This window comes from Hydrogenophaga sp. (assembly GCF_030373245.1).
Lineage (GTDB): Bacteria > Pseudomonadota > Gammaproteobacteria > Burkholderiales > Burkholderiaceae_C > Hydrogenophaga.
In genome coordinates, this window is sequence record NZ_JAUCZF010000004.1 from 395520 (window position 1) to 421384 (window position 25865).

At 67.4% G+C, this 25865-nt stretch carries 23 protein-coding genes and 1 riboswitch; of the genes, 10 read left to right on the plus strand and 13 right to left on the minus strand.

The annotated features are described in order from the left end of the window. Positions 1-4 precede the first annotated feature (4 nt). On the minus strand, positions 5-2599 hold the full coding sequence (locus QUV25_RS12070) for an ABC transporter permease (protein ID WP_300864241.1): 2595 nt from the start codon (positions 2597-2599) through the stop codon (positions 5-7). A 126-nt stretch (positions 2600-2725) separates the two neighbouring features. On the opposite strand from QUV25_RS12070, the gene QUV25_RS12075 reads away from it, so the two are divergent. Beyond that, positions 2726-2896: a hypothetical protein gene (locus QUV25_RS12075; RefSeq protein WP_300864163.1), complete on the plus strand. Its 171-nt coding sequence runs from the start codon at positions 2726-2728 to the stop codon at positions 2894-2896. 73 nt (positions 2897-2969) lie between these two features. Here QUV25_RS12075 and QUV25_RS12080 read toward each other — a convergent pair whose 3' ends face one another. After that, entirely contained in the window at positions 2970-3749 is a 780-nt protein-coding gene (locus tag QUV25_RS12080) for a hypothetical protein (protein WP_300864166.1), read from the minus strand. A 209-nt stretch (positions 3750-3958) separates the two neighbouring features. Then, on the minus strand, positions 3959-4648 hold the full coding sequence (locus QUV25_RS12085; protein ID WP_300864167.1) for a methyltransferase domain-containing protein: 690 nt from the start codon (positions 4646-4648) through the stop codon (positions 3959-3961). A 131-nt stretch (positions 4649-4779) separates the two neighbouring features. Beyond that, a riboswitch (TPP riboswitch) is annotated at positions 4780-4886 on the plus strand. A 60-nt stretch (positions 4887-4946) separates the two neighbouring features. Here QUV25_RS12085 and QUV25_RS12090 point away from each other — a divergent pair. The 5 genes from QUV25_RS12090 to QUV25_RS12110 all read left to right on the plus strand — a co-directional run bounded on the left by QUV25_RS12090 (position 4947) and on the right by QUV25_RS12110 (position 9188). Next, positions 4947-5978: a thiamine ABC transporter substrate-binding protein gene (locus QUV25_RS12090; RefSeq protein ID WP_300864169.1), complete on the plus strand. Its 1032-nt coding sequence runs from the start codon at positions 4947-4949 to the stop codon at positions 5976-5978. Next, entirely contained in the window at positions 5975-7642 is a 1668-nt protein-coding gene (locus QUV25_RS12095; protein WP_300864172.1) for an iron ABC transporter permease, read from the plus strand. The genes QUV25_RS12090 and QUV25_RS12095 overlap by 4 nt, the downstream gene beginning before the upstream one ends. Beyond that, entirely contained in the window at positions 7635-8279 is a 645-nt protein-coding gene (locus tag QUV25_RS12100) for an ABC transporter ATP-binding protein (RefSeq protein WP_300864175.1), read from the plus strand. The genes QUV25_RS12095 and QUV25_RS12100 overlap by 8 nt, the downstream gene beginning before the upstream one ends. Before the next feature lie 79 nt (positions 8280-8358). After that, positions 8359-8706 carry a heavy metal-binding domain-containing protein gene (locus tag QUV25_RS12105; RefSeq protein WP_300864176.1) on the plus strand — a complete coding sequence of 116 codons (348 nt, stop codon included), beginning with the start codon at positions 8359-8361 and terminating at the stop codon, positions 8704-8706. A gap of 35 nt (positions 8707-8741) precedes the next feature. Then, complete coding sequence (locus QUV25_RS12110) at positions 8742-9188, plus strand: hypothetical protein (RefSeq protein ID WP_300864178.1); 447 nt, start codon at positions 8742-8744, stop codon at positions 9186-9188. A 16-nt stretch (positions 9189-9204) separates the two neighbouring features. On the opposite strand, the gene QUV25_RS12115 is transcribed toward QUV25_RS12110, so the two are convergent. The 5 genes from QUV25_RS12115 to QUV25_RS12135 form a co-directional block, all read right to left on the minus strand. After that, positions 9205-9924, minus strand: coding sequence for a hypothetical protein (locus QUV25_RS12115; protein WP_300864180.1), 720 nt, complete (start codon positions 9922-9924; stop codon positions 9205-9207). A 13-nt stretch (positions 9925-9937) separates the two neighbouring features. Further along, positions 9938-11149, minus strand: coding sequence for a lytic murein transglycosylase (locus QUV25_RS12120; protein WP_300864181.1), 1212 nt, complete (start codon positions 11147-11149; stop codon positions 9938-9940). Between the two features lie 148 nt (positions 11150-11297). Beyond that, the gene (locus tag QUV25_RS12125; RefSeq protein WP_300864183.1) at positions 11298-12662 is read right to left on the minus strand and encodes an MBL fold metallo-hydrolase; all 1365 of its coding nucleotides are present in this window, start codon (positions 12660-12662) and stop codon (positions 11298-11300) included. A 45-nt stretch (positions 12663-12707) separates the two neighbouring features. Continuing rightward, the gene (locus QUV25_RS12130; RefSeq protein ID WP_300864185.1) at positions 12708-13427 is read right to left on the minus strand and encodes a response regulator transcription factor; all 720 of its coding nucleotides are present in this window, start codon (positions 13425-13427) and stop codon (positions 12708-12710) included. Beyond that, complete coding sequence (locus QUV25_RS12135) at positions 13424-15034, minus strand: ATP-binding protein (RefSeq protein ID WP_300864187.1); 1611 nt, start codon at positions 15032-15034, stop codon at positions 13424-13426. Before QUV25_RS12135 ends, QUV25_RS12130 begins: the two co-directional genes overlap by 4 nt. 185 nt (positions 15035-15219) lie before the next feature. Between QUV25_RS12135 and QUV25_RS12140 the strand changes: the two genes are divergently transcribed. After that, a complete protein-coding gene (locus QUV25_RS12140; protein WP_300864189.1) occupies positions 15220-15780 on the plus strand; it encodes a hypothetical protein in 561 nt (186 codons plus the stop codon). Between the two features lie 40 nt (positions 15781-15820). On the opposite strand, the gene QUV25_RS12145 is transcribed toward QUV25_RS12140, so the two are convergent. The 5 genes from QUV25_RS12145 to ilvD form a co-directional block, all read right to left on the minus strand. Beyond that, positions 15821-18325, minus strand: coding sequence for an FtsX-like permease family protein (locus QUV25_RS12145; protein ID WP_300864191.1), 2505 nt, complete (start codon positions 18323-18325; stop codon positions 15821-15823). Further along, complete coding sequence (locus QUV25_RS12150) at positions 18309-19055, minus strand: ABC transporter ATP-binding protein (protein ID WP_300864192.1); 747 nt, start codon at positions 19053-19055, stop codon at positions 18309-18311. The genes QUV25_RS12145 and QUV25_RS12150 overlap by 17 nt, the downstream gene beginning before the upstream one ends. Positions 19056-19110: 55 nt before the next feature. Further along, complete coding sequence (locus QUV25_RS12155; protein ID WP_300864194.1) at positions 19111-20235, minus strand: SLC13 family permease; 1125 nt, start codon at positions 20233-20235, stop codon at positions 19111-19113. Beyond that, positions 20144-20920, minus strand: coding sequence for an SLC13 family permease (locus QUV25_RS12160; RefSeq protein ID WP_300864195.1), 777 nt, complete (start codon positions 20918-20920; stop codon positions 20144-20146). Before QUV25_RS12160 ends, QUV25_RS12155 begins: the two co-directional genes overlap by 92 nt. Positions 20921-21878: 958 nt before the next feature. Next, entirely contained in the window at positions 21879-23585 is a 1707-nt protein-coding gene (gene ilvD, locus QUV25_RS12165; protein WP_300864197.1) for a dihydroxy-acid dehydratase, read from the minus strand. Positions 23586-23717: 132 nt separating this feature from the next. On the opposite strand from ilvD, the gene QUV25_RS12170 reads away from it, so the two are divergent. From QUV25_RS12170 to QUV25_RS12180, 3 genes are all read left to right on the plus strand, one after another. Then, positions 23718-24659, plus strand: a complete 942-nt coding sequence (locus tag QUV25_RS12170) for a LysR family transcriptional regulator (RefSeq protein ID WP_300864199.1) — start codon at positions 23718-23720, stop codon at positions 24657-24659. Between the two features lie 5 nt (positions 24660-24664). After that, positions 24665-25471 (plus strand): prolipoprotein diacylglyceryl transferase, encoded by an 807-nt coding sequence (gene lgt / locus QUV25_RS12175; RefSeq protein WP_300864201.1) that lies wholly within the window; start codon positions 24665-24667, stop codon positions 25469-25471. 90 nt (positions 25472-25561) lie between these two features. Beyond that, positions 25562-25865, plus strand: a 304-nt coding sequence (locus tag QUV25_RS12180) for a GntR family transcriptional regulator (RefSeq protein ID WP_300864203.1), incomplete at its 3' end; no start/stop codon positions are given.

The following is a 25865-nucleotide window of genomic DNA, read 5'->3' on the forward strand; positions in this document are numbered from 1 at the left end:
ATTGTCACCAGTCCTGCTTGACCGCCTGCACCGCGTCGCGGCTGGCGGCAGCGCGTCCGGCCAGCCAGGCCGTCAGGGTGCCAGCCAGAACCACGGCCACACACAGGGCGATGAGCCGCAACCAGGGCAGGGCGAGGTCCATGGTCCAGTGAAAGCTCTGCGGATTGACCACATGCACCAGCACCAGGCTCACCCCTAGGCCCAGCGCCAGCCCGGCAAGCGAGCCCAGCAGTGTCCAGGCGAGGCCTTCCAGCGCGACCACGCCCAGGATCTGCCGCCGCGTGAGACCCAGGTGCGCCAGCAAGCCAAACTCCCGCTGGCGCGCCAGCACCTGAGCGCTGAAGCTCGCGGCCACGCCGAACAGTCCGATGCCGATGGCCACTGCCTGCAACCAGTAGGTGACGGCAAAGCTGCGGTCAAAAATGCGCAGCGAGATGGCGCGGATCTGGCCGGCCGAGGCGAACTCCAGCAAGTCTTGCGCGCCCTGCTCGGCGGCGAGGGTGCGGATGCCTTCGCGCACCGCGTCTTCGCTCGCGCCTTCGTTGAGGTGCAGGGCCAGGTCGTTGACGCGCTCATCGCCCGAGTAGCGCACAAAATCGGCCCGCTCCATCACCACGCTGCCGTGCTGGCGCGCGTAGTCGCGCCAGACGCCAACGACAAAGAAGCGCACGTCCTCGGGCAGTGCTGGAAAAGCCAGCGCCAGCTGGGGCAGCCAGGCACCCGGCAACGCGCCATAGAGGTCGGTCATGGCTTCGCTGATGTAGACCGGCACCACAGTCTCCCCTGCTGCCGCGGCCGGCAGTGGCGCCGGGTTGCCCACCAGCGGCAGGGTCTGACCGGTGGTGTCCGCACCCGAGTGCAGGGGCCGCGCAAGCAGGGTGACGGCGGGCAAGGTGGGCGAGAGCTGCAGCGCGGTGGTGCGCAGGGGATCGGCCCGTGCCACGCCGGGTTGGGTGGCGATGGCTCGCACCAGGTCGGGTGGCAAGGTGTTGCCCTCGCCGGCCCCGCTGCCTGAGCCACCTGAGGCAACGCGCACGTACAACTGCGCCGGCAAGACGCCGTCCAGCCATTGCGTGACCGAGTCGCGGAAGCTGGCCACCATGACGGTCAGCGCCACCGACAGCGCCAGGCTGGCCACCACGCCGCTGGTGGCCACCGCCGCCGTCTCGCGCAAACGCCTGGATCGCTCCACCGCCAGCAGGGGCAGGGCGTGCGTGGCCACCAGCGGCACAAGCCGGTTCAGCAACGCGCCCACGGCCAGCGGCAAAGCGGCGATGCCCCCCAGCAGCAGCAGACCCACCGATGCATAAGCGGCCAGCGGCAGACCGCCCAACGGCGGCGCCCAGGCCAACATTCCGGCCAGCACCATCAGGCCCAGCGCCAGGGCGTGGTTCCGGCCAGCAGCCACCTCGGGTGCGCCCAGGCCCTTGAGTGCGAGGGCTGGTGCCATGCGCTCGGTGGCGCGCGCCGGCCACCACCCACCCACCACAGCGGCCACCGTGCCCAGCGCGCCATAGAGCAGGGCGGCGCTCAGGCTCCACTGCAAGCGGGGCGCTTCTCCCCCAAAGTAGCCGCCACCGAGGTCACCCCCGAGCACGCGCAGTGCCAGTGCCGCCAGCGCGGTGCCCAGGCCAACCCCCAGCAGGCTGCCCAGCGCGCCCAGCAGCGCCGACTCGGCCAGCACCAGCTGCCTCCGCTCCTTCGCGCCCAGCCCCAGCACACCCAGCAGCGCAAACTGCTGCTGGCGCCGAGCCACCGACAGCGACAGCACCGAAAACACGAGAAAGGCGCCGGTGAACAGCGCCACCAGCGCCAGCACGGTGAGGTTGACCCGGTAAGCGCGCGACAGGTTGCTCACCCGCTCGCCCGCCTGCTCGGGCCGCTGTGCCAGCACCGTCTCGGGCAGATCGAGCGCACGGAGCAGGGCATCGGGCTCGGTGCCAGGCGCCAGGCGCAGGTCGATGCGGCTGAGCAAGCCCGGGCGCTGAATCAAGTCCTGCAACGCGGCCACGTCCATCACCAGCACCGGCGCGCCCGGCGCGTTCACCGAGCCCGCCACCCGCAGCGTCTGCAGCTGCAGCCCGGTCTGCACTTGAATCGTGGGAGCGTTGGCGCCAGTACCCAGCGCCAGGCGCGCCGCCGGGTTGAGGTAGACCGCCTCGGGCGCAAAAAAGTCGAGTCGCCGCCCCGTGGCACTGCCACCGCTGGGGGTGTCGGTGCGCGGCATCAGCGCAGGCGAAACGCCCCCAACCGACAGCGCATCCACGCCGATCAGGCGCACCGCCACCGCCTGGCCATCGGCGGTGCGCGCGGTGGTGCTCCATTCCAGCACCGGGCTGGCGATCGCCACGCCAGGCTGGGCCGCCACACGATCGAGCAGGCGGTCGTCCAGCAGCCCCTGGCGGGCTCTCAGATCGAGATCGGGCTGTCCATTGACCGAGCGCACGGCACCGGAAAACTCTGACAGCGCCGATGCATTGATGAGGTGCACCGACAGCGCAAGCGCCACGCCGAGCATGACCGCTGCCACGGCCGCGGCATTGCGCCAGGGGTGGTGCAACAGTTCCTGCCACGAGAAGGTCTTGAGCAGCGCCAGCATGTGCATGGAGCTTACCGCTGGTGCGCCAGGCGCCCGCCTGGGCAGGTCTTCCCGGTGCTTCGGCAGAGGGCCGCCCGGCTGTGGCCTAATACGAGGGTCTTTCACCTTCTCTCTGGAACCGACATCATGGGCAACAAAATCGTCACCGAAGCTGACCGCAAGCGCACCCCTCGTCCGACCCCTGTCCCCGGCGTGTCCCTGCCCTCGCATGGCCGCGGCCAGCGCGTGAGCCTGGAGCGCGGCGTGGCCACGCGAAGCAAGAAGAACCCGGGCAAGCGCTCGAAAAAGGGCGGCTGAGTCCTGCGGGGCTGTCCCCAGCACCCAAGCGAAACGGGCCCCTAGGGGCCCGTTTCGCTGCCTGGGAGCGGTGTCAGAACATGGGCGCGGCCGGTGCGCTCAACACGTACACGCCTCGGGCCATCATCGGGGTGCTGAAGGTGTAGGAGGCTCCCTGCAGGTTGATCTCAGGCACCACGCAGGCCCAGTCAGCGCCGCCTTCGTAGCGGCAGATGCGGACCTCGGCGGTATTGCCCACGGTGTGCGATGGCAGGGTGAACACGGCGCTGGGGTTCTGGGTCTCGAAGTTGCTCAGGTACTCGAAGCCGTTGACAGCCGGGTGGGGCAGCGTCTGCACGGGCAGCTCTGGCTGGTCGGTGCTGGACCAGGACATTTCGAACGTGGCGGTGCTTGGAGAGGCCACCGGCCAGGCCCGACCCACGGCCCGGATGCAGGCCACCGAACCCAGCAGATAGGGGCCCGTCATTGCCACACCCATGGTTTTGTTCCCAGGCTCGATGAAGACCACCGGCGCGCGCAGGTCGGCCTGTGGTAACAGCAAGTCCTGGCGGATCTGGGTCTCGAAATAGTCACCCGAAATGAGGTAGGTCAGCGGCAGGTCATAGCCATCGGTATTGACCGTCGTGCTGCGCACGTTGAGTCCGCCTTGGCCGGCCAGGGCCTGGGTGGCCAGCGAAGTCATGCCACATTTTTCGCTCACGGGTCCGGCTTCGGCAAGCACCGCGGTCGGTCTGGCCTCAGCCACCGGCTGCAGCGCAGCGTCGTCACCGCCACCTCCGCATGCTGCCAGCAGCGCGCTGCTCAATGCCAGACTGATGGTGGCGCGAGACAGGGAGCGCGAGCGATTGACCATGGCATACCTCCGTTTTTTCGCGTTGTGGGATGGGATCAAGAGAGAGACGGTGGCCTGTCGGCCTTGTTCTCTGTTTCGGAGCAATCAGGGTTTTCTTGATGCACATCGCGTGTCTCTTTTTTTCCTACAACCAAGGTGTTATCCCGGTGTGCATGGATCACCATGGGGACCTCAAACGGGCCGAGCGGTGCGTTGGGCGCAAGCCTGAATCAGCGTGTGGTCGCGCTGGTCTCGTCAGACCGGGAAAAGTGCAGGAAGCGGCCCTTGTAGGCTTCGCCGGTTTCCAGCGTGCGCTCGGCCAATGCCATGGTCAGCTGATAGCCCAGCGCATGCATCGCCTTGCAGAATTCGGAGCGGTTGCTCCGGTCCGGGTCGACGATGATGATGTCGGCGCCCGGCGCGGCGTGCTGGTGGACGAAGCGCGCCAGCTGGGCCGGTTGCTGGCGCTCGTAAAGCACGTCGCTGCCAATGATGAGATCGAAGCGACCCAGGCCGCTGGCGCCGTCGGCATCGTCGACCTCCCAGTCGCCAGCCTGGTAGTTCAAAGGCCCCAGATGATTGGCTTGCAGATTGCGCTGCAAAAAAGTCTCGGTGAGCGGGTGCCAGTCGGTCACCGTCACGTCGCCAGCGCGGCGGTGGATCACCAGGCTTGCCAGCGCCAGTCCGGCGCCGATCTCCAGGATGCGCTTGCCCGCGATGGCGTGTTTGTCCATGGCCAGGGCGAGCACCCGGGCCGAGGGCCAGACCTGCCCAAACAGGGGCCAGCCCGACTCACTCATGCCGTTGCTGGGATCCGTCTCGCGTGCGGGGGCGTACTGCTGACCGTCGAGCAGCGAGCAGATCGCATAGTCCCAGCCTGCGATGGTGACGGTCTGGTGTTTGACCTGGTAGCCGGGCATGTTGCCTCCTGAAGCGTGGTGCGGTGAATCGCGGTGGATCGACCTGGCACAGCACTTCGCGAGAAGAGGCATGCGGGATGGATGGCGATCAAGGTACCACGGCTGGGCGCTGCAGCGCAGGTCTACAATGGACACTTCACCGGGGGTGCCGCCTGCGAACGCGCAGGAAGCGGCTGAGAAATACCCCTCTCACCTGATCTGGGTTGTGCCAGCGTAGGGAGCGTGACAAACCGGCCGCCTTTGCGGGTTGTCGTCTGGGTTCCACGCTTGACGCAGGCGTTGTGACAAGGCGGTTTCCATGCAACGGCGGTTTCTTTTTCCCCTGCTCATTTCCAGCCTCTGCCTGGCTACGGCAGCCGCGGCGCAGACGCCGACCCTGCGCGTGCTCACCCACGGCTCCTTCGATCTGCCCAAAGAACAGCTGGCGCAGTTTGAACAGGACGCGGGCGTGAAACTGCAGATCGTCAAGGCGGGTGACGCCGGCGAGATGGTCAACAAGCTCATCCTCACACGCGCCAAGCCGATCGCCGATGTGGTGTTTGGCATCGACAACACGTTGCTGCCGCGCGCCCAGGCTGCCGGTGTGCTGGAGTCCTACAGCGGCCCGGCCTCAGGCCGTGCGTCGGTGGTATCGCTGGCCGAGGGCGTGGTTCCCGTCGATTACGGCTATGTGAACCTCAACATAGACAAGGCCTGGTTTGCCCAGCGCGGACTGGCGCTGCCCACCTCGCTGGCCGATCTCACGAAGCCCGCCTATGCGAAGCTGCTGGTGGTGCAGAACCCGGCCACCTCCAGCCCGGGCCAGGCGTTTCTGCTGGCCACCATCGCTGGTCTGGGTGAGCCTGCTGCGTTCGAGTGGTGGGCGCAGATGCGCCGCAATGGCGTCAAGGTGGTCAAAGGCTGGAGCGAGGCCTATTACACCGAGTTCACCCGCAACGGCGGCACACGCCCGATCGTGGTGAGTTACGCCAGCAGCCCGGCGGCCGAGGTGTTCTACAGCAAGGACAAGGTCACCGAGTCGCCCACTGCCAACCTGTTTCTCAAGGGCGGTGTGTACCGGCAGGTGGAAGGCGTGGCACTGGTCAAGGGCGCCCCCACCGCTTCTCGCGAAGCGGCGGGTCGCTTCGTCGAGTTCTTGCGCTCGGCGCCGGTGCAGCAATCGCTGCAGACCACGATGTGGATGTTCCCCGCCGAGTCCGGCGCACCGCGCGTGGACGTGATGCGGCAACACGCCGCCGAGCCCGCCACCTTTGACGCCCTGGCCACTGCGCTGACCGAGCAACAAGCCAAGACCTGGCTGCGGCGCTGGACGCAAGTTGTGCTGAAGTGACCGCATCGAGCCGGGGCAATCGGCTGCCCCGCTGGTTGGCGATCCTGCCGCTGGGCTGCCTGGCGCTGCTGCTGGTGGCCCCGGTGCTTCGGCTGCTGGCCGAAGGGTTGGGGTCAGGCGATCTGGCGGGAGATGCGCCGCTGCGCTGGCTGGCGCTGTGGCAGGACGATTACCTGCGCTGGCGCGTGCTCTGGAGTCTGGCCCAGGCGGCGATCACTTGTGTGCTGGCGCTGCTGATCGGTTTGCCGGTGGCCTGGGTGCTGGCCCGACTGGAGTTTGCCGGGCGCGCGCTGGTGCTGCGTTTCCTGATGCTGCCTTTTGTCGTTCCCATGCTGGTGGCAGCGCTGGGGGTGCTGGCGCTCTGGGGACCGCGCGGCTGGCTGGGTGAGCCGCTCGCTCAGGCTGGCATCACCCTGGACGAGACGCCCTGGCTGCTGCTCTACGGCAACCTGTTCTTCAATCTGTGTCTGGTGGTGCGCGCTGGTGTCGACGCGCTGGAGCAGGTGAGTGCGCCGCGCGTGGCCGCCGCGCGCACGCTGGGCGCCACGCCATGGCGGGCGTTCTGGCGCGTCGAATGGCCGGCCATCGCGCCCTGGATGGCCTCGGCCATGTGCCTGGTGTTCCTCTACTGCTTCTCGGGTTTTGGCCTGGCGCTGATCCTGGGAGGGCAACGCTATGCCACCGTCGAGGTAGAGATCTACACGCTGGTGGCGCACCAGCTGGAGCTGGGTCAGGCGGGCGTGCTCGCGGTGTGGATGCTGGGCCTGACCGGCACGGTGGCGCTTGTCTACGCCTGGCTGGAAAAGCGGCTGGCCGCGCCTGGGCGTGTCACGCCCATTGCGCGGTCCCGCCCGCGCGGTGCGGCGCAGTGGCTGGCGGTGGTGGTGGCGGTGGCTGCGCTGTTGCTGGTGTGCGCTGGACCACTGCTGGCCATCGTGCTGCAGGCATCACGCGCGCTGCTGCTGGGGCAGGGCGCCGAGGTGCTGTTGCAGCCCGAGACGCTGGCCGCCTTGTGGAACACCTTGCGCTTCTCTGCCATGGCCCTGTTGCTGGCCACCGGCCTGGGTCTGAGCCACGCGCTGGCCGTGCGCGCCTTCGACATGGCGGCGATCGCCCGTGGTGCGAATCCAGTGCAAGGCTTGTGGGCGCTGGTGTGGCGCGCGGCCGCCTACCTGCCGTTTGTGGCGTCCCCCGTCACCGTGGCCTTCGGCCTGCTGCTGCTTTACCCGGGCTGGACCGCCAGCCTGGCCTTGCTGATCGGTGCCTACGCGCTGCTGGCTTACCCGTTTGTGGCGAAGTCGCTGGCGGCCGCGCTCGACAACCTGCCCGCCAGCTATGCCCAGGCCGCAGCCACGCTGGGCGCCACACCGTGGCGCGTCTGGTGGCGCGTGACCCTGCCGTTGACCGCCCGCGCACTGCGGCGCGGCATGGCCTTCGCAGCGGCCACGGCACTGGGCGAATTTGCGGTCACGCTGTTCCTCTCGCGCCCCGAGTGGACCACGCTCACCACGCTCATCTACCAGCGCCTGGGCCGCCCGGGCGAAGCCAATCTGGACGCTGCGCTGGTGCTCGCCTGCGTGCTGATGGTGCTGGCGTTGATGGCCTTCACCCTGATCGAGGGGCCGGATCGACCCGCTGCCCAGCACAATCGACGCCATGCTTGAACTTCGCGACATCGCCAAACAATGGGACCACCGCCCGCTGCTCGCCGGCGTCAACCTGCGCGTGGCCGCTGGCGAAACCGTGGCATTGTTGGGACCGTCGGGCAGCGGCAAAAGCACCCTGCTGAAAATCGTGGCCGGACTGGAGGCACCCGAGGCCGGCAGCGTGTGGTTCGAGAGCCAGGACATCACCAACCTGCCGCCGGAGCGGCGCGGCTTTGCGCTCATGTTCCAGGACTTCGCCCTGTTTCCCCACCTGAACGTGCAGGACAACGTCGCCTTTGGCCTCATCGAGCAAGGGGTGCCGCGGCACTCCGCGCGCGAACGGGCCAAGGTGATGCTGGAGCGCCTGGGCCTGGGGGAGCACACCGAAGCGCGCGTGTGGACGCTCTCTGGCGGAGAGCAGCAACGCGTGGCGCTGGCGCGCGCGCTCATCACCCGGCCGCGTGCGCTGCTGCTGGACGAGCCCTTCTCCGCGCTGGACGCGAGCTTGCGCGATCAACTGCGCGCTGAGTTTCGCAACCGCATCCAGGCGGCTGGCATGGCGGCGATCCTGGTCACGCACGATGAGCAGGAAGCGCGTGCCATGGCACAGCACGCCTGGGGCTTGCAGGACGCCCGGCTGGTGTCGCTCTGGTGAGGTGGCGCGTGCGCTGCACCCGCTGGCACAATGCTTTGGCGCCGATCTGGCGGCGCATTGCCACCAACGGAGTAGTCACATGGGCTGGTTTTCCAAAAGCACCGACGGATTCTTTCTGAGCACCACCACGCCAGCCGGCATCGAACTGAGCCAGTACCTCGGTGTGGTCAATGGAGAAGCCATCATCGGCGCCAATATCTTCCGCGACATGTTTTCATCGGTCCGCGATGTGGTCGGCGGCCGCGCTGGCGGCTATGAACGAGCGCTCTCGGGCGCGCGCGACGCAGCGATGGAAGAAATGATCGACGCCGCCAAGGCATTGGGTGCCAACGGCGTGATCGGCATCGACTTCGACTACGAGGTGCTGGGCGAAACCAACGGCATGATGATGGTCGCGGTGAGTGGTACAGCAATCAAGATCGGCTGATCCTGCACGCACCCCCTCCGACTACCTGCTTTTCCATGGACGCCTACATCCTCATCGGCAACGCCAACACCCGCAAGACCTCTGTCGTGCGCAGCCTGACGGGCTGCTTCAACCGCAGCGTGCGCGACATCCAGCTGCAGTCCGACAAGCGACCCGTGCGGTTCTACGCCCGCGTGGGCGCGCTTCAAAACACGCGCACCACACTGGACGAGTTTGTGCAGGAGGTGGCCCGCGCGCGCTCCGAGGCGGTGCTGTTCTGCCTGTCACCCAACGCCAACGCCACCGACCTGGTCGAGTACCCCGACGCACAGACCTATGTGAATGGCTTGCGTGAACGCGGCTGGCGCATCAAGGCGGTGGCCGTGCTGGGGCAGGACGGCGGCGGCGTGCGCGCCACCAACCTGCGCCAGTACACCCAGGCCCCGACCGCGCCGATCAATGTGACGGCGCGGGATGTGCGCGCTCAGTTCGGCTGGATCTGAAGGCGGGCGAAGCCGCTCAGCCGCCCACCAGCTGCTGCCCCAGCAAGGCCAGACCAAAGCCGCATACCGCGCCCAGGGGCGGAAACCAGTGGTTTCGCATGCGTGACATGGGCGCGATGTCCTGAAAGATCAGGTACAAAATGGCGCCCGCCGCGGCGATCATGATCGCGCCCAGCAGCTTGGTGTGCGCCGACAGGAAGAACCAGCCGAGTGCCGCCAGCGCCGGCCCGAGCGCAACGAGCATCAGCATCTGCAGCAGCACCGTGCGGGGCTTGTGTTCTCCGGATGCCACCCGCTCCAGATACGCGTTGAAACCCTCGGGCAGGTTCTGCAGGCCAATGAGAACGGCGAGCAGCGGTGCCGAGACCGCCCCTGCGGCGAACATGCCGCCCAGCGCCAGCGACTCAGGCACGTAGTCAAGCAAGGTGGCGGCCAGCTGGGGAGATTCGCGACGGCTGGCACCCAGGTGGCGCTCCAGTGCAAAGCAAGCGGCACCGCCCGCCACAAAAAGCGCGGCCACCGCCAGCGGCTCCTGCACCCGCTGCATGCCCTCGGGCAGCAGCACCAGCGAGACCGCGGCGATCAGGATGCCGCCGCCCAGGGCCACCACGAAGTGGCGCACCTCCGCGTCGAGCCACTTTTTTCGCCGCTTGGCCAGCAGCGCCAGCAGGCCCCCGAGCGGGATGCAGGCAGCCGCCGCAGCGGTCGCCAGCAGGGCTTGGCTCAACGGGCTCATGGCCACGCTTGGGTCAGCCGCCGCTGCGCAGCGACTTCAGCAGCTTCAGTCCCCCGCGGCCATTGACCTCCTGTCCCAGCTTTAGTTGCTCGACGCGGATCGCTGCACGGCTGCGCTCGCCCAACATGCCGTCGACCTCGCCGATGTCGTGGCCGCGCAGGATCAACAGGCCCTGCAGCTCGCGGCGTTCGGCGCGCGAGATGCCCGGGTCGTCGGTCGGCCACGGCGTGACAAACGGGCCGCTGCCGCGCAGGCGGTCGCTCAGGTGGGCAATGGCCAGTCCGTAGCTCTCGGCCGCGTTGTAGCTGTAGAGCGCGTCAAAATTGCGAAACACCAGGAAGGCTGGTCCTGCGGCACCCGCGGGCGTGAGCAGACCCGCGGAGCCTGCGTCGGCCGGCAGCGCCGAGCCGTCCACCTGCCTGACCCCTCGCGCGTTCCACTCGCTGATGTCGCGTTTGCTGCGCCGGCCCTCGCCGCTGGTGTTGAACCCGGCGGGCAACTTCACCTCCACGCCCCAGGGCTGTGCGGTGCGCCAGCCCGCCTTGGCCAGGAAGTTGGCGGTGGAGGCCAGGGCGTCGCTGGCGTTGTCCATCAGGTCGGCGCGGCCATCGCCGTCGAAGTCCACCGCAAGGCGCTCGAAGGTGCTGGGCATGAACTGGGTATGGCCAAACGCGCCGGCCCAGGAGCCGACAAGCCGCTCGGGCGCGATGTCGCCCTTTTGAAGGATGCGCATGGCCGCGAACAGCTCACCACGGAAATAGCTCTGGCGTCGCCCGAAACACGACAGCGTGCCCAGCGCCTGCATCAGCGGGTAGCGGCCAAAGGTCTGGCCAAAGTTGCTCTCCACGCCCCAGACCGCGACCACGGTGGCAGGGTCCACACCAAAGCGTTGCTCCACGCGTTTGAGCGTGTCGGCGTGTTTCGCCAGCAGGGCTCGACCTTCCTGCACCCGTTCCTCGTCCACCAGGCCGGCGAGGTAGTCCCAGATGGCGGTACGGAACTCGGGCTGGAAATTGAGCTTCTCGATCACGCTCATGTCGGGAGTCAGACCCTGTGTCAGGCGATCGTAGGTCGGCGAGGACACACCCGCACTGCGCGCGGAACCCTTCAGCCCTGCCAGGCATTGGGTGAATTCGGGCGATTCGGGCGATTCGGTCGCTGAGGCCTGCGCAAAGGCCGGCAGACAGGCCAGGGCGGCGGTCAGGAAGAGGGTGCGTGTGGACATGGCAGCAAAAGAAAAAATGATCAAGATCGAGAAGCGCCGAGACTCATGCCGGAGCGCGTGACCGAACCCGGCACACGCCACGGAACTGGCTTTGCCAGGCCGTAGGCGTGGTCCCCCTTGGGGGGAAGACGCGAAGCGGCGCAGGGGGTCAAACAGTCCACATGCTGCCGTGCTCCGGCACCAGCGCCTGCCAGCGCAGCTCATGCTCGATGCGGTAGCGCAGGCGGTCCGAGGCCTCCGGGTCACCGTGCGTCACGAACACGCGGCGCGGCGCAGATGGCAGCGCTTGCAGCCACGCCATGAGCTGGTTGCTGTCGGCGTGGGCCGATGCCGAGGTCAGTTGCACCACTTCCGCGCGCACGGGAATGTCCTGACCGTGCATGCGCAGCTGGGTGCCGCCGCTCGCCAGCGTGGCGCCGCGGGTGCCCGGTGCCTGGTAACCAGTGAGCAGCACCATGTTGCGGTGGTCGGGCAGGTACTTGGCCAGATGGTGCAGCACGCGCCCACCGGTGGCCATACCGCTGGCCGAGATGATGACCTTGGGGCCGTGCTGCATCGCGATCGCCTTGGACTCGTCGGCCGTGCGCGTCATCTTCGCCACCGATTCCATGGCCTGGCATTGGGCGGCGTCCAGTCGGTGCTCGCCGATGTGGCGGCTGAACAGGCCGGTGCTGTGGATGGCCATCGGACTGTCGAGGTAAATCGGCAGGTCGCGCGGCAGCTCGTGGCGGGCCTTGAGCTCGGCGATGGCGTGAAGCAGGGCCTGAGCCCGGCCAACGGCAAAAGCCGGCACCACCGCGGTGCCGCCGCGCGCAGCGCATCGCTTCAGCGAGGGGCCGAGCTCGGCCAGCACGTCTTCGACCGGGTGTTCGCGGTCGCCATAGGTGGATTCACACACGACCGCATCGGCCGCCGGGGCTCGTTCCGGTGGCAGCATCAGGGCGTCGTCGGGCCGGCCCAGGTCGCCCGAGAACACGATGCGCCGCCCACCCACCTCCAGCAGCAAGCTGGCCGCACCGAGGATGTGGCCGGCGCCAAAAAAGTGGGCGGTCCAGCCCTTGATGGGCTCAAACGCCTTCCCCATGGGCACGGTGCGGATCAGCTTCAGGCTCTGGCGCGCGTCGTCCTCTGTGTAGAGCGGCAGCGCTGGCGCGTGTTTGGAAAAGCCGTGCCGGTTGGCGAAGTCGGCATCGGCCTCCTGGATGTGGCCGCTGTCGGGCAACAGGATCTGCGCCAGATCGCGGGTGGCCGGCGTGGACCACACCTTGCCCCGGAAGCCCTCCTTGGCCAACAGGGGCAGGTAGCCGCTGTGGTCGAGGTGCGCGTGCGTCAGGAGCACGGCGTGAATGTGGTTCGGCATCACCGGCAAAGGGTCGCGGTTGCGCAGGCGCAACTGCTTGTAGCCCTGGAACAGCCCGCAATCGACCAGCAGGCTCTGGCCGTCGTGTTCGACCAGGTACTTGGAGCCGGTGACGGTGCCCGCAGCACCGAGGAAGCGTAGGGTGACGGTCATGACAACCATCTTACCCGTGCCGATATTGCAGCCCGGGCACCCGGCTCACGTTGCCGCCGAACCTGGGTCTTCCAGGCGGTAGCCCAGGCCACGCAGGGTGTGAATCAGGGGCGCGGAATGACCGTCGTCGATCTTGCTGCGCAGGCGGCGGATGTAGACATCGACCACATTGGTCAGGGGATCTTCGCTTGTGCCCCAGACGTTGGCCAAGATGCGCTCGCGGCTGAACAGGCGCCCGGGAGCCGACATCAGCAGTTCCAGCAACGCCAGCTCGCGCGCGGTGAGCGTGAGGTCACGACCGGCCCGGGTGACTCGCATGGTTTCGCGGTCGAGCGTCAGGTCGGCCACGCACAGGCGCGTGGGTGTGGCCTGGTGTTGCGCGCGGCCGCGCCGGGCCAGCGCTTCGATGCGGGCCAGCAGTTCTTCAAACTCGAAGGGCTTGCACAGGTAGTCGTCGGCGCCCAGCCGCAGGCCAGCCACGCGATCCTCCAGCGTGGCCATGGCGGTGAGCATCAGGATGGGCAGCGACACCTGGGCCGCGCGCAGCGTCTGGCAGACCTCCAGACCGCTCATGCTGGGCAGCATCACGTCGAGCAATATCACGGTGGTGTCGCCACCGGTGCGCGCGCCACGCGCCGCCTCTTGCGCCATCGCCAGTCCCTCGGGGCCGGTGCGCGCCACCTGCAAGCGGTGCCCTTCGGCGCGCAGGCCACGCTGCAGAAAGTCGGCAATGCGCGCGTCGTCTTCCACCACCAGGATGTTCATGCGGTTTCGGTTTCCAGGTGGGTGATGATGGGCAGCCACAGGGTGGCGGTGGTGCCGCGCTCGGGGTGGCTCACCAGGCGGATCTCGCCGCCGTGTGCGCGCGCCAGTGAGGCACCGATGGCCAGGCCCAGCCCGCTGCCGTCGGCCCGGTGGCGGCGCGCCTGTTCGCCACGGAAGCTGCGCTCAAAGACGCGCGGAAGCTCGTGGTCGGCGATGGAAATGCCGGTGTTGTGCACCTCAAATCCGCAGCGCGGGTGGGGCTCGTCGGTTCGAAGCACCTGCACGTTGACCGTGCCGCCTGGCTCCGAATAGCGGATCGCGTTGTCGAGCAACAGGGTCAGCAACTGGCGCAGGCGTTGCGGATCAGCCAGCAGGGTCAGCGCGCCCGCGGGCGGCGGACTGGCTTGCACGCTCACCTGCCGCTCGCGGCCCAAAGCCTGCGCCTGAGCGATGGCTTCTTCCAGCGGTTGCGCGAAATCGATGTCGCGGCGCTGCAGGGCGAGCGCATCGATGTCGCTGCGGGCCATGGTGAGCAGGTCGTCGATCACCAGGCCGAGCTGGCTCGAGGCTTCCACGATGCGGCTCAGCGCTGCCTGGTACTCGGCGGGCGGCTTGGCCTGTCCGCGCAGCGTGATTTCGGCCTCGCCGCGGATCGCGGTGGTGGGGGTGCGCAGCTCGTGGCTGATATCGGCAAACAGCTGGCGCCGGCGCGCGTCCAGATCGCGCAACGTTTGCAACGCGCCTTCCAGCTCGGCGGTGCGTGTCTGCACCTGCTCTTCGAGGCGCGTGCGGGTCTGTTGCTCGGCCGCGCGGTGTTCCGCGAGTTCGGCGGCCATGGCGTTGACGCTGCGCGCCACCGCCGAAAACTCGTCTTTTCCCTGATCGGGAATGCGGTGCGCCAGGTTGCCCTGCTGCAGCGCCAGCGCACCCTCGCTCAGCCGCTCCAGCGGCTGGCGAAGCGCGCGGGTGAGGTAGGCGGCGAGCAGCAGCGCACTCAGTGCCAGCGAAGTCGCGGCCGCCATCCACAGCGCACGCATCCAGGCCAGGGTGCGATCGGCGGCGCTGCGCTCGCGCTGCACCGCTGCCGCCTCGCGGGCGCTGCTCTGGGCCAGCATCTCGCGCAGGTCGCGGCCGTCGCTCACGTCGAAGCGTTCGTTGAGCGCGTCCCAGGTGATGCGGGAGTCGCTGCCCGGGTCCAGCGGCTGCACCTGCTCGATCTCTCGCGCCAGGGCATCGACGCTGCGCGTGAGCACCGCGAGCGCGTCTTGCCGCTGCAGGTGTTCGGTGCGCGTGGCAGGCGCGGGATCAAGGGACAGGGCACGCGTGGAGAGGTCCTGCAGGTGCGAGAGCGTTTGGCGCATGGACTGCAGCAGCCGGTCGCGCTCGGCCGGGTCGGCCCCGGCGTTGAGCTGGCGTTGCGAAACCCAGGTGCGCAGACGCTGCTTGGTCACCGAAAGCTCAACGAAGCCGTGCTGGATGTCGCCCACCACACGACCGCGCTCGAGGTGCTGGGCCGCCACGTTGAGTGCCCACAGTGCCATCAGCCCTTCGAGCACGGCGGCCAGGGCGAGCAGGGCGAGGGCAACGGTGAGGCGTTTGCGCAGCATGTGGCCATTGTGGTGCAGGCCAGCGGCGTTTTGCGGCCGTCATCTGGCGTTCATGTTCGGTTCAGTGCCGGTTCATCACCGATTCAACTGAGGTTCAAACCGGCCGCGTTCAATGGCGGTGTGGACAAGCGAACCGCTGGCCATGTTTGAAACCCTTGAGTCATCTCTCCCACAAAGGAAAAACCATGAAGAACCCGACCCGCATCGCCGCCGCCCTGTTCGCTGTTGCCCTGAGCCCGATGGCCTTGGCCAGCGCTCCGGTGGTCAATCAGGCCCTTTCCGAAGCCGAGGTGCTCGCTGGCCAGAAAGCCTGGTGCAAAGCATTGGTTGACATCAGCGCAACGCACAAGCGCGAGGGTCAGGCTGCCGCCAAAGCCCTGGCCGAGAAAGTGATCGACGCCGCCTACGGTTACCAGATGGGCGCGGTGCTGTTCAAGCCCACGCTGACCGTGGTGCCGCAAACCTTCCGCCCCACCCGCGAAGGCGCTTTGGCCTACTTTGTCGGTGGCAACGCCGCCTTCCCCAAGGACACCGGATTTGCGCTCAAAGGCTGGACGAAGTGCGAAGTGGCCAACTCCGCCGTGTTCATCGCCGGCGACTCTGCCACCACCATGGGCAACGTGATGTTCACCGGTCCTGACGGCAAGGTGACCAGCGTCGACAAGACCTGGGGCTTCGTGAAGGACGACAAGGGCGCGCTGCGCATCGTGGTGCACCACTCCTCGTTGCCCTTCAGCGGCTCCTGAGCACTTCCTTGATGCCTGACAGTGGTCAGGCCGTGCACTCTCAACCCCCACTGCGCAACAGCAGTGCGGGGTTGAGCCGCATCTGGCGCAGCAGATAGCGCGCGCCCAGGCCGAGGCTCAGCGCGCTCACACCCGCAGCGGTAAGCAGCCCGGTCCAGTACAGGCCCGCCGGGCTCATGTCCAGCCGCCACAGCAACAGCGCTGTGGCCAGCGCGCTGCCGGCCAGCAAGGCAAAACCGCCCGTCACCGTAGCCAGCAACACGTATTCCCACACCAGCACGCGGCGCAGCAGCGAATGGCGTGCGCCCAGGGCATGCATCACCGTGGCGTCGTAGAGCTGGCGGGTGCGGCTGGCGGCCACCACGCTGGCCAGCACCAGCAGGCTCGCGGCCAGGCACACACCGGCCACCACCGCCAGCCCGCCGCTGGCCCGGCCCATGAGGGCGCGGGTCTCGCGCAGCATCGACTCGGTGCGCGCGGTGGCGATGTTGGGCGCGGCGGCGGCCAGCCGGTCTTGCGCGTCCAGCGTGCCGCCGGGCGGCATCCAGGCCGCGCCCACGTGGCGGGTGATGAAGGGGTCGAGCACGCCGTCGCTGAAGATGGCTTCCAGCCACAGGCGTGACTGCATGCGCCGCTGGCTGTAGATGGCGCTCAGCGTGGCTTCCACCGGAGTGCCCATGATCTCGAAGCGCAGCCGGTCGCCCACCTGCAGGCCGAGCTGATCGGCCTCGCGGTCTTCCATCGCCACCAGCGGCGCGCCCGCATGGTTCAGCGGCCACCAGGCGCCGCGGTCAATCACCACGTCGTCGAAGTTTCCGCTGCGGTTGCTGAGCTTGTGTTCGTCGCGCGATTCGCGGGCGCGCTCGCCGTCGTCGCTCTCCATCAGCGCCGCGCCGTTCACCGCCACCAGCCGCCCCAGCACCAGCGGCGCGATCTTCACCGCCTGCAGGCCGGGCGACGCCTGGAGCGTCTCGCGCAGCAAGTCGATTTGCTCGGTCTGCACGTCGTAGAACACCAGGGCTGGTGCCTGATCGGGGACGGTGTCGTTCACCGTGCGCAGCAGCGTCATCACCACCAGCGTGCAGGCCACCAGGAGGGTGAGCGCCGACCCCAGCGAGAGCAACGCGGTGCGCAGCGGCGAATGCGGCTGCTGCAGACCGGCCAGCGCCAGTTGCAGCGGCAAGGGCAGGGCGGCGTGGTGCTGTAGGCGCGCGGCCAGGCGGCGCAGGCCGCGCGTGGCGAGGTCGAGCACGCCCAGCAAGGCGGCGGTGGTGAGCACAAAGGCCAGGCCAAAGCGCGGGTCGGGCAGCACCGCCACCAGCAGCGCCAGCGTGGCGGTGGCCACCGCAGCGGTGAACCACAGCGCGCGGCGCGGCGTGCGCAGCGCTTGCCCCTCCACACCCCGGAACAGCGCGGCCGGGCTGACCGACAAGGCCCGACCCAGCGCCGGGAGCGAAAACGCCAGCGCGGTCAACACGCCAAACACCAGCGCCACCAGCGCCGGTGCCCACAGGCTTTTCAGCAGCAGGGTCACCGGCAGCTTGTCGGCCGCCAGTTGCGCACCGGCCAGCGCCAGCCCCAGGCCTAGCAGCACGCCCACCGCGCTGGCCAGCACCGCCAGCAGCAGGATCTGCAGCAACACGAAAGCGGCCAGCCGCCCGTCGCGCAGGCCCAGCGCCCGCAGCGTGGCTAGGCTGGTGAGCTTGCCCTGCAGGTAGGCCTGCACGCTGTTGAACACACCCAGCCCACCAATGAACAATGCCGAAAAACCGATCAGCAGCAGGCCCGAGCCGATCTGGCCCAGCACCTCGGCCATGCGGTCGCTGCGCTCGTCGAAGCTGCGGGTTTCGGCGTCCAGCGTGGGGAAGGTTTTCACGAAGCTGTCGCGCCAGGCCGAGGCCAGCTCGGGCGTACGCACGCGGTAGCGGTACTCCACCCGGCTGAGCGGCTGCACCAGGCCGGTGGCCATGAGCGCGCCTTCGGCCACCAGCACCGGCGCGGCGCCCCAGTCGGCGCGAAGGCTGCGGTCGGGCTGGCGCACGATCAGCGCTCGCACCGTGAGGCTCAGGTCGCCGATGTCGATGCGGTCGCCGGTTTTCAGGCCCAGGCGCGTGGCGAGCGACGCGTCGATGGCCGCGCCCCATTGGCCGTCGCGGGCTTGCAGCGTGTCGGCCAGCGTGCCCGCCGGTTGCAGCGCCACGCTGCCGTAGAGTGGGTAAGCGTCGTCGGCGCTGAGCAGTTCGATCAGTTGGGCGCGGCCGGTCTCGGTGCGCAGCATGGTGCGCAGCTCGATCACGCGCGATACGGTGCCGCGCTGCGCCATCCAGGCCAGCGCGTCGGCTGGAAGCGGCGCCGGTGCCTCGATCTCGACATCGCCGCCAAAGATCAGCCGCGCGTCGTCGCGCAGCGCGTCGGCCACCTGGCGGTACAGGCCACCGCCCGCCGCCACCAGCGACACGCCCAGCACCAGGCAGGCCACAAAAATCCACAGGCGCCGGCCGCTCGCGCGCAGGTCGCGCCAGGCCAGGTCAAGCAGGAAGGGCATCGCTGGCCTCCGTGGGTTGCCTTGCAGGCGTCTCGTGCAATTGCCCGTCGTGCAGGCGCAGCACGCGGTCGCAGCGCGCGGCAAAGTCCAGGTCGTGCGTCACCAGCACCAGGGTGGTGCCCAGTTCGCGGTTAAGGCTGAACAGCAGCTCGCGCACCGACTCGGCGGTCTGGTCGTCCAGGTTGCCGGTGGGCTCGTCGGCCAGCAGCAGGCGCGGGCGGTGCACCAGCGCGCGCGCAATCGCCACCCGCTGCTGTTCGCCACCCGAGAGCTGGCTGGGCAGGTGATCGAGCCGACCCCCCAGACCCACGCGCTCCAGCATGGCGGCGGCCAGCGCGCGCGCATCGCGCCGCCCGGCCATCTGCAGCGGCAGGGCCGCATTGTCCAACGCGCTCAGGCTGGGCAGCAAATGAAAGCTCTGAAACACGATGCCCACCCGCTCGCGCCGCAGGTCGGCCAGTCCGTCGCTGCTCAGGCTGCCCAGGTCCACACCGTCCACGCGGATGCTGCCCGCGCCGGGCCGCTCCAGCCCGCTGAGCAAGAGCAGCAGCGAGGTTTTGCCCGAACCCGACGGCCCGGCAATGGCCACCCGCGTGCCGGCGGTGATGCGCAGGTTCACATCTCGCAGCACCGTGACTTGCCGCGGGCCGATGGTGTATTGCATGGACAGGCCATCGGCCTCAATCAAGTGTTGGGGTGTGTTGGGCATGGTGGGTGTCAATAGGCTCATGGGCAGAGCTTGCCCCAAGCCATCAAGTTCCCGCCGGCAGCGTGCCGCAAGCCCTTCAACCGGGCTGGAATGGCCAGAACAGCGGGATCAGCAGGCTGGCGGCCCAGGTGAGCAGGTTCATCGGAACTCCCAGGCGGGCAAAGTCGCTGAAGCGGTAGTTGCCCGCGCTGTAGACCAGGGTGTTGGTCTGGTAGCCGATGGGGGTGGCAAAGCTGAAGCTGGCGGCAAACATGATGCCCACCACAAAGGGGCGCGGGTCCACACCCAGCTGCAGTGCCACGCCTACCACCACCGGCGTGAACAGCACCGCCACCGCGTTGTTGCTGAGGAATTCGGTGGCGACGGACGTGGCCAGGATCACCAGCGACAGCACCAGCCACGGCGACATGCCCCCGCCCCAGTGCACCAGCTGCTGCGCCGCCAGCTCCGACAGGCCCGATTCGCGCATCGCCACGCTGATGGCCAGCATGCCGTAGATCAGCATCAGGATCGGCCACTCGATCGACTTGTAGGCCTCGTCCGGCTTGAGGCAGCCGGTCAGCACCACCAGCACCGCGCCGATCAGCGCCAGGCCCTCGATCGGCATCACATCGAACGCGGCCAGCGCCATCACGCCCACCATGGTGGCCACGGCCACCGGTGCTTTGTGGCGCCGCTGCGCGCTGCCCCTGCTTTCGGTCAGCGCGAACAGGTCGCCGTTGTCGCAAAAGCGCCGGATCTGGCGTGGTGTGCCTTCCACCAGCAGCACGTCGCCAAACTGCAGCTGGAAGTCGTCGCCAATGTCGGCGATGGACGCGTTCTTGCGGTGTACCGCGATCAGGTGGATGCCGTAGCGCGAGGCCAGGTCCAGGTCGCGAATGGGGCGCTGCACATAGCGCGAGGTCTGGCCCACCAGCGCCTCGACGATCACCACATCGCGCTGGCGCAGGGTTTCCAGGTCGTGCCCATCGCCTTGCGGCGCGGGTGCCGCGTGCAGGCCCACCAAGTCACTGCCGCGCAGGTCCACCATGGCGCTGCTGCGCGAATGCACCACCAGCCGGTCGCCGGTCTGCAGCTGCGTGCCGGGTGCGGGCGCGCTCCATTCTTCTTCACCGCGGAACAGCTTGAGCACCTGCGTCTGGCCGTTGGCCAGGCGAGCGTCCTGCAGCGTGTGGCCGGCCAGCCGCGAGCCCTCGGGCAAAAAACAGTTCGGTCATGAACAGCCGGTCGGCGCTGGCGCTGAACTGTTGTGTCAGCGTCTCGCGCGCGGGCAGCCAGCGGCGCGCAAACAGCAGCATGAAGCCGCAGCCCAGCAGCGCGATCAGCAGCGCCGGCGCGGTGATCTCGAACATGCTGAAGGGCTCCAGGCCCAGGTCCCGCGCCACCCCGTCCACCAGGATGTTGGTGGACGTGCCCACCAGCGTGACCGTGCCGCCCAAGATGGTGGCGTACGACAGCGGAATCAGCAGCCGCGACGGGCTGAGCGAAAGGCGTGTGGCCAGGCTGATCACCACCGGGATCATCACCATCACCACCGGCGTGTTGTTGATGAAAGGCGACACCACCAGCCCCACCATCAACAGGCCCAGCAGCAGGCGGCCTTCGCTGCGGCCCGCCGCCTGCGCCATGCGCTCGCCCAGCCAGTCCACACAGCCGGTGCGGCTGAGCGCGCCGCTGATGATGAACAGGCAGGCAATGGTGAACGGCGCCGAGTTGCTGAAACCCCCCAGCACCTGGGCCGGGCTCAGCAGGCCGGCCACCAGCAACACCGCCACGGCACTCAGCACCGCGACGTCGGGCTTGACCCATTCGCGCACAAAGCTGAAGAACAGAACGAACAGGAGGAGGCCCACGAACAGCGCGTGGGTGGATTCGGGCAGCAACATGGGCGCGGATGATGAGGCGCGCGGGTTGAACACCCAAATACATTCGGATCATTTGTTTATGGGGGTGGGGTGTAAAGGCACTTTCCGAGCAGGTGGTGCCGTGCTCGCTCCGATGGGGGAGGACTGCTCTGCAGCGGGTATGGGTTGGTCGTCGGCAGCCGTCGAATTCACGGTCTCTGTTCCAGAGTGGTCAGCGAAGCCCATGAAGGGCGGCGGTGCCAGCGACCAGTAACCACGGCATTGATGACGCAGTCGGCAAGTGACTGCTGTCAATTGCGCCGATCTCGCGCAACCGTTCCCCAGGGCCCTTCAGTCATCGAAATCGATCGCCGGTAATGGAACAAGGAACGGCAAGTGGCCGATCAGTCGCGGTGAGTCCACGCGGATCCTGGTGTGCGCTGACAAAGCCAGAGCCGCCCAGCACTCCTTGACGCGACGCCTGATTGCAGGGCCTGGCCCGCGTCCACCCAGCGCCGCGGCGGGGCCAACCATGCGTTCTGGCGCGCCGGGTCAGCGCTGAGCCGTCGCACCAGATCAGGGCCGCAGGCAGGGCAATGGGCGGTCATGCCGAACCCTCGCTGTCTACCGTGAACCTGGGTAAAGGCGCCATCGCGCAAGACTGAGGAACATGCCGCCCATGACAAACCGGTGCAAAGAACCGATGACGCTGCAATCCAGTCCAGAACTGCGCCGGAACTGGCCGCCGCTTTGATCGGCCTGGTGCCCTTTGCATCGTTGTGTGGCGTGGCCGCCATCGAACCGGGCGCGACGCTGACCAGGCAGTCCGTGAACCAAAGGTTCACGGATCGCGCATCACGGACGGCAGCCGTCAGATGGAGGTCTGATCACCTCCAGCGCGTCGTTTCAAGCCTCATGCGCCGGGAGAAGCAGCAGTTGCGACGAGCAACGCACTCAATCTGAAAAGTGACGGGAGATGCCATCCATTGGCGCTTGCCGCTCAGTAGTTGTCCAGCACGGCGCCTTTGCTGGCGCTCGCCGCGTTGAATGCAAATTTGGCCTGCACGCCGCGCGTGTAGCGTGGAGCCGGTGCAGTCCAGACCGCACGCCGTTTCGCAATCTCCTCGTCCGACACGTGCAGCTCCAGCTGCAACTGCCGCGCGTCGATGGTGATGCTGTCGCCCTCGTGCACGAAGGCGATGGTGCCGCCGACCGCAGCCTCGGGCGCCACGTGGCCTACGACCATGCCCCAGGTGCCGCCAGAGAAGCGGCCATCCGTGATCAGGCCCACGCTCTCGCCCAGGCCCGCGCCAATCAATGCACCCGTGGGCGCCAGCATTTCAGGCATGCCAGGGCCACCCTTGGGGCCGAGGTAACGCAGCACCATCACATCGCCAGCCACAATTTTTCCGGCCAGGATGGCCTCCAGCGCAGATTGCTCGTCATCGAACACCCTGGCCGGGCCGGTGATCACCGGGTTCTTCAGGCCGGTGATCTTCGCCACGCAACCCTCGGGGCTGAGGTTGCCTTTGAGGATGGCCAAGTGGCCTTGCTCGTACATCGGCTTGTCGATGGGACGAATGACTTTCTGGTCGGCACGCGGCGCATCGGGCACGTCCTTCAGAACCTCCGCCATGGTCTGACCGGTGATGGTCAGGCAGTCGCCGTGAAGCAGGCCGGCGTTGAGCAGCATCTTCATCACCTGTGGAATGCCGCCGGCTTGGTGCAGATCCACCGCAAGGTACTGTCCACTGGGCTTGAGGTCACACAGCACCGGCACCTTTTTGCGCATGCGCTCGAAGTCGTCGATGGTCCACTCCACCTCGGCCGCGTGGGCAATGGCCAGAAAGTGCAGCACCGCGTTGGTCGAGCCGCCCGTGGCCATGATCACGGCCACCGCATTCTCGATCGCCTTGCGGGTCACGATGTCGCGCGGCTTGATGTCTTTCTTGATCGCTTCGATCAGCACCTTGGCCGATTCCTTGGCCGAGTTCATCTTCTCGTCGTGCGGGTTGGCCATGGTGGACGAGTAGGGCAGGGAAATGCCCAGTGCTTCGAAGGCCGAGCTCATGGTGTTGGCGGTGTACATGCCGCCACAGGAACCGGTGCCGGGAATGGCGCGCTTCTCGATCTCCAGCAGGTCTTCGTCGCTGAGCTTGCCGGCCGCGTTTTCGCCCACTGCTTCAAACACACTGACGATGTTCAGGTCCTTGCCCTTGTAGTGGCCGGGCAGGATGGTGCCGCCATACACATAGATGGCGGGCACGTTGGCGCGCAGCATGCCCATCAAGCCACCTGGCATGTTCTTGTCGCAGCCGCCGATGACGACCACGCCGTCCATCCACTGGCCTTGCACGCAGGTCTCCACGCAGTCGCTGATGACCTCGCGGCTGACCAGCGAATACTTCATGCCTTCGGTGCCCATGGCCATGCCGTCGGAGATGGTGGGCGTGCCGAATACCTGAGCGTTGCCGCCGGCTTCTTCAATGCCGGCAATGGCCGCGTCGGCAAGCTTTTGCAATCCGGAGTTGCAAGGGGTGATGGTGCTGTGACCGTTGGCCACGCCGACCATGGGCTTGACGAAGTCATCCTGTTCATAGCCCATGGCGTAGTACATGGAACGGTTGGGCGCACGCGACTTGCCTTGCGTGATATTCCGGCTGCGCGGATTCATCGGTTGAATGGGGATGACTTTGTTGTCGGCCATGGGAGTCTTTCGGTGCGGTGAAGTGGGAATGGGCGTTGAGGCCAGAGCGTACAAGGATCTTCGCCAACAGTATGCGATGGGCGAAAGCTTCTTTCCAATAGATATGTCCGTACTGAATAATATGTGGCTTGTATGAGAACGGTCGAACACCCCTGGATCGAGCTGCGGCTGTGGCGCCAGTTTCTGGTGCTCGCTGAAGAGCTGCATTTTGGCCACGCGGCCCAGCGGCTGCACATGACGCAGCCGCCGCTGACGCAGGCGATCGCAGGACTGGAGCGGCTGCTGGGTGTGCGTTTGTTCGATCGCACCAAGCGCAGCGTGAGGCTCACGCCGACGGGTTTGGCGCTGGTGCCCGAGGTGCGCGAGCTGTTGGCCCGGGCCCAGGCCTTGCCCGCGAAGGCGCATGCAGCCGAGGCTGGCGAAATCGGCCGCTTGAAGCTGGCTTTTGTGTCCACGGTAGGTTTTGATCTTCTGCCGCGCTGGGTGACCGGCTTTCGCCAGCGCTGGCCGCAGGTGGCGCTGGAGCTGATCGAGGCCACCGGCGACGTGCAGCTGGACTGGCTGGCGCGGGGGGAGGTGGACGCGGGCCTGATGCTGCACGCCCCGGGGTTTTTTCCTCCGGACCTGGCGCGCTGGCGCGCATCGACGGAACCCCTGGTGCTGGCCCTGCCGGATACACACCCGCTGGCCGGCGTCAAGCGACCGGGGATGTCGGCGGTGCTTGACGAGCCACTGGTGATGTTCCCCAGGCGCATCCTTCCGTCGGTGCACGACGGCATTTTTGCCCTTTACCACGCGGCCGGGCGATCCCCCCGGGTAGCGCAGGAGGCGATCCAGATGCAGACCATCGTGAACCTGGTCTCCGCCGGCCTGGGTGTGGCCTGGGTGCCGGCCAGCGTGCGCCAGTTTCAGCGACCTGGTGTTGTCTACCGGCCGCTGAGCCCGGTGTCGCGGATGACCGCTGCCGATGGACACACGCTCTCGCTGCCCACCTGCGAGACCAGCCTGGTCTGGCGTGAGGCGGCCGTGTCGCCGGCCCTGGCGCAGCTGATCCGCTTTGCAAAGGCACAATAGCGCCCATGCTCATCCACCCTCAGATCGACCCGGTTGCGCTGCAACTGGGCCCGCTGGCCATCCACTGGTATGGCCTGACCTACCTGGCGGCCTTTGGCCTCTTCATCCTGCTGGGCAACGCGCGTCTCAAGCACGAGCCTTTTGCCTTGGTCCGCACGCCACAGCCCTGGGTCCGCCGTGATGTGGAGGACATCCTTTTTCTTGGCGTGCTTGGCGTGGTGCTGGGAGGGCGCATCGGCTACTGCCTCTTCTACAAGCCGGCTTATTACTTGGCGCATCCGCTGGAGATATTCGCCGTCTGGCAAGGGGGCATGAGTTTTCACGGTGGCTTGCTGGGCGTGATCGTGGCCATGGTCTGGTACGCGCGCAGTCGACAACGCCCCTTTTTGCAGGTGATGGATTTTGTGGCGCCTTGCGTGCCCACGGGACTTGCCGCCGGCCGCGCGGGCAACTTCATCAATGGCGAACTGTGGGGTCGCGTGACCGACCCTTCGCTGCCCTGGGGCATGGTATTTCGCGGCGCGGGTGATCTGCCGCGCCACCCATCGCAGATTTACCAGTTCCTGCTGGAAGGTTTGCTGCTGTTTGTGCTGCTCTGGTTGTACGCTCGCAAACCGCGCGCGCAAGGGCAGGTGGCTGCGGCCTTCGTGTTCGGCTATGGCGTTTTGCGTTTCATCGCCGAGTTTTTCCGCGAGCCTGACGCCTACCTGGGCTTGCTTTCGCTGGGCATGAGCATGGGCCAATGGCTCTGCGTGCCCATGATCGTGGGGGGCGCGGGGCTGTGGTGGTGGTTTGGTCGGCGCCCCACCTGAGCCTGCGCGTGCAAGGGAAAACCCACCTGGTGGGTTTTGTTTGCGGACTCATAATTATACGAAATTACAGGTAATTACTTCTCTGGACTGATGCGACTGGTGCTCAATTCCCTGCACGACGAAGTGGCCGCGAAGCTGCGTGACCGCATCTTCGCTGGCGACCTGGCTCCGGGTAGCTTTGTCGATGAGCCGGCACTTTGCGCCGAGCTGTCGATTTCGCGCACGCCGCTGCGCGAGGCGCTCAAGGTGCTCACGGCCGAAGGTCTGCTGCGTCACGAGCCACGTCGGGGTTGCTTTGTGAGCCAGATCACGGAGCAGGATCTGGACGAGATTTTCCCGGTCATTGCATTGCTGGAAGGGCGCTGCGCGTTCGAAGCTGCCAGCAACGCCACCG

Coding starts and splice junctions, on each gene's coding strand:
- QUV25_RS12085 (WP_300864167.1), bottom strand. CDS start 4,648: ATGCCCGGCTACCAGGTCAAACACCAGACCGTCACCATCGCAGGCTGG.
- QUV25_RS12110 (WP_300864178.1), top strand. CDS start 8,742: ATGGACGCCTACATCCTCATCGGCAACGCCAACACCCGCAAGACCTCT.
- QUV25_RS12145 (WP_300864191.1), bottom strand. CDS start 18,325: ATGCCCTTCCTGCTTGACCTGGCCTGGCGCGACCTGCGCGCGAGCGGC.
- QUV25_RS12170 (WP_300864199.1), top strand. CDS start 23,718: ATGAGAACGGTCGAACACCCCTGGATCGAGCTGCGGCTGTGGCGCCAG.
- QUV25_RS12075 (WP_300864163.1), top strand. CDS start 2,726: ATGGGCAACAAAATCGTCACCGAAGCTGACCGCAAGCGCACCCCTCGT.
- QUV25_RS12080 (WP_300864166.1), bottom strand. CDS start 3,749: ATGGTCAATCGCTCGCGCTCCCTGTCTCGCGCCACCATCAGTCTGGCA.
- QUV25_RS12120 (WP_300864181.1), bottom strand. CDS start 11,149: ATGTCCACACGCACCCTCTTCCTGACCGCCGCCCTGGCCTGTCTGCCG.
- QUV25_RS12090 (WP_300864169.1), top strand. CDS start 4,947: ATGCAACGGCGGTTTCTTTTTCCCCTGCTCATTTCCAGCCTCTGCCTG.
- QUV25_RS12125 (WP_300864183.1), bottom strand. CDS start 12,662: ATGACCGTCACCCTACGCTTCCTCGGTGCTGCGGGCACCGTCACCGGC.
- QUV25_RS12105 (WP_300864176.1), top strand. CDS start 8,359: ATGGGCTGGTTTTCCAAAAGCACCGACGGATTCTTTCTGAGCACCACC.
- QUV25_RS12135 (WP_300864187.1), bottom strand. CDS start 15,034: ATGCTGCGCAAACGCCTCACCGTTGCCCTCGCCCTGCTCGCCCTGGCC.
- lgt (WP_300864201.1), top strand. CDS start 24,665: ATGCTCATCCACCCTCAGATCGACCCGGTTGCGCTGCAACTGGGCCCG.
- QUV25_RS12070 (WP_300864241.1), bottom strand. CDS start 2,599: ATGCTGGCGCTGCTCAAGACCTTCTCGTGGCAGGAACTGTTGCACCAC.
- QUV25_RS12130 (WP_300864185.1), bottom strand. CDS start 13,427: ATGAACATCCTGGTGGTGGAAGACGACGCGCGCATTGCCGACTTTCTG.
- QUV25_RS12150 (WP_300864192.1), bottom strand. CDS start 19,055: ATGAGCCTATTGACACCCACCATGCCCAACACACCCCAACACTTGATT.
- QUV25_RS12140 (WP_300864189.1), top strand. CDS start 15,220: ATGAAGAACCCGACCCGCATCGCCGCCGCCCTGTTCGCTGTTGCCCTG.
- ilvD (WP_300864197.1), bottom strand. CDS start 23,585: ATGGCCGACAACAAAGTCATCCCCATTCAACCGATGAATCCGCGCAGC.
- QUV25_RS12100 (WP_300864175.1), top strand. CDS start 7,635: ATGCTTGAACTTCGCGACATCGCCAAACAATGGGACCACCGCCCGCTG.
- QUV25_RS12115 (WP_300864180.1), bottom strand. CDS start 9,924: ATGAGCCCGTTGAGCCAAGCCCTGCTGGCGACCGCTGCGGCGGCTGCC.
- QUV25_RS12160 (WP_300864195.1), bottom strand. CDS start 20,920: ATGTTGCTGCCCGAATCCACCCACGCGCTGTTCGTGGGCCTCCTCCTG.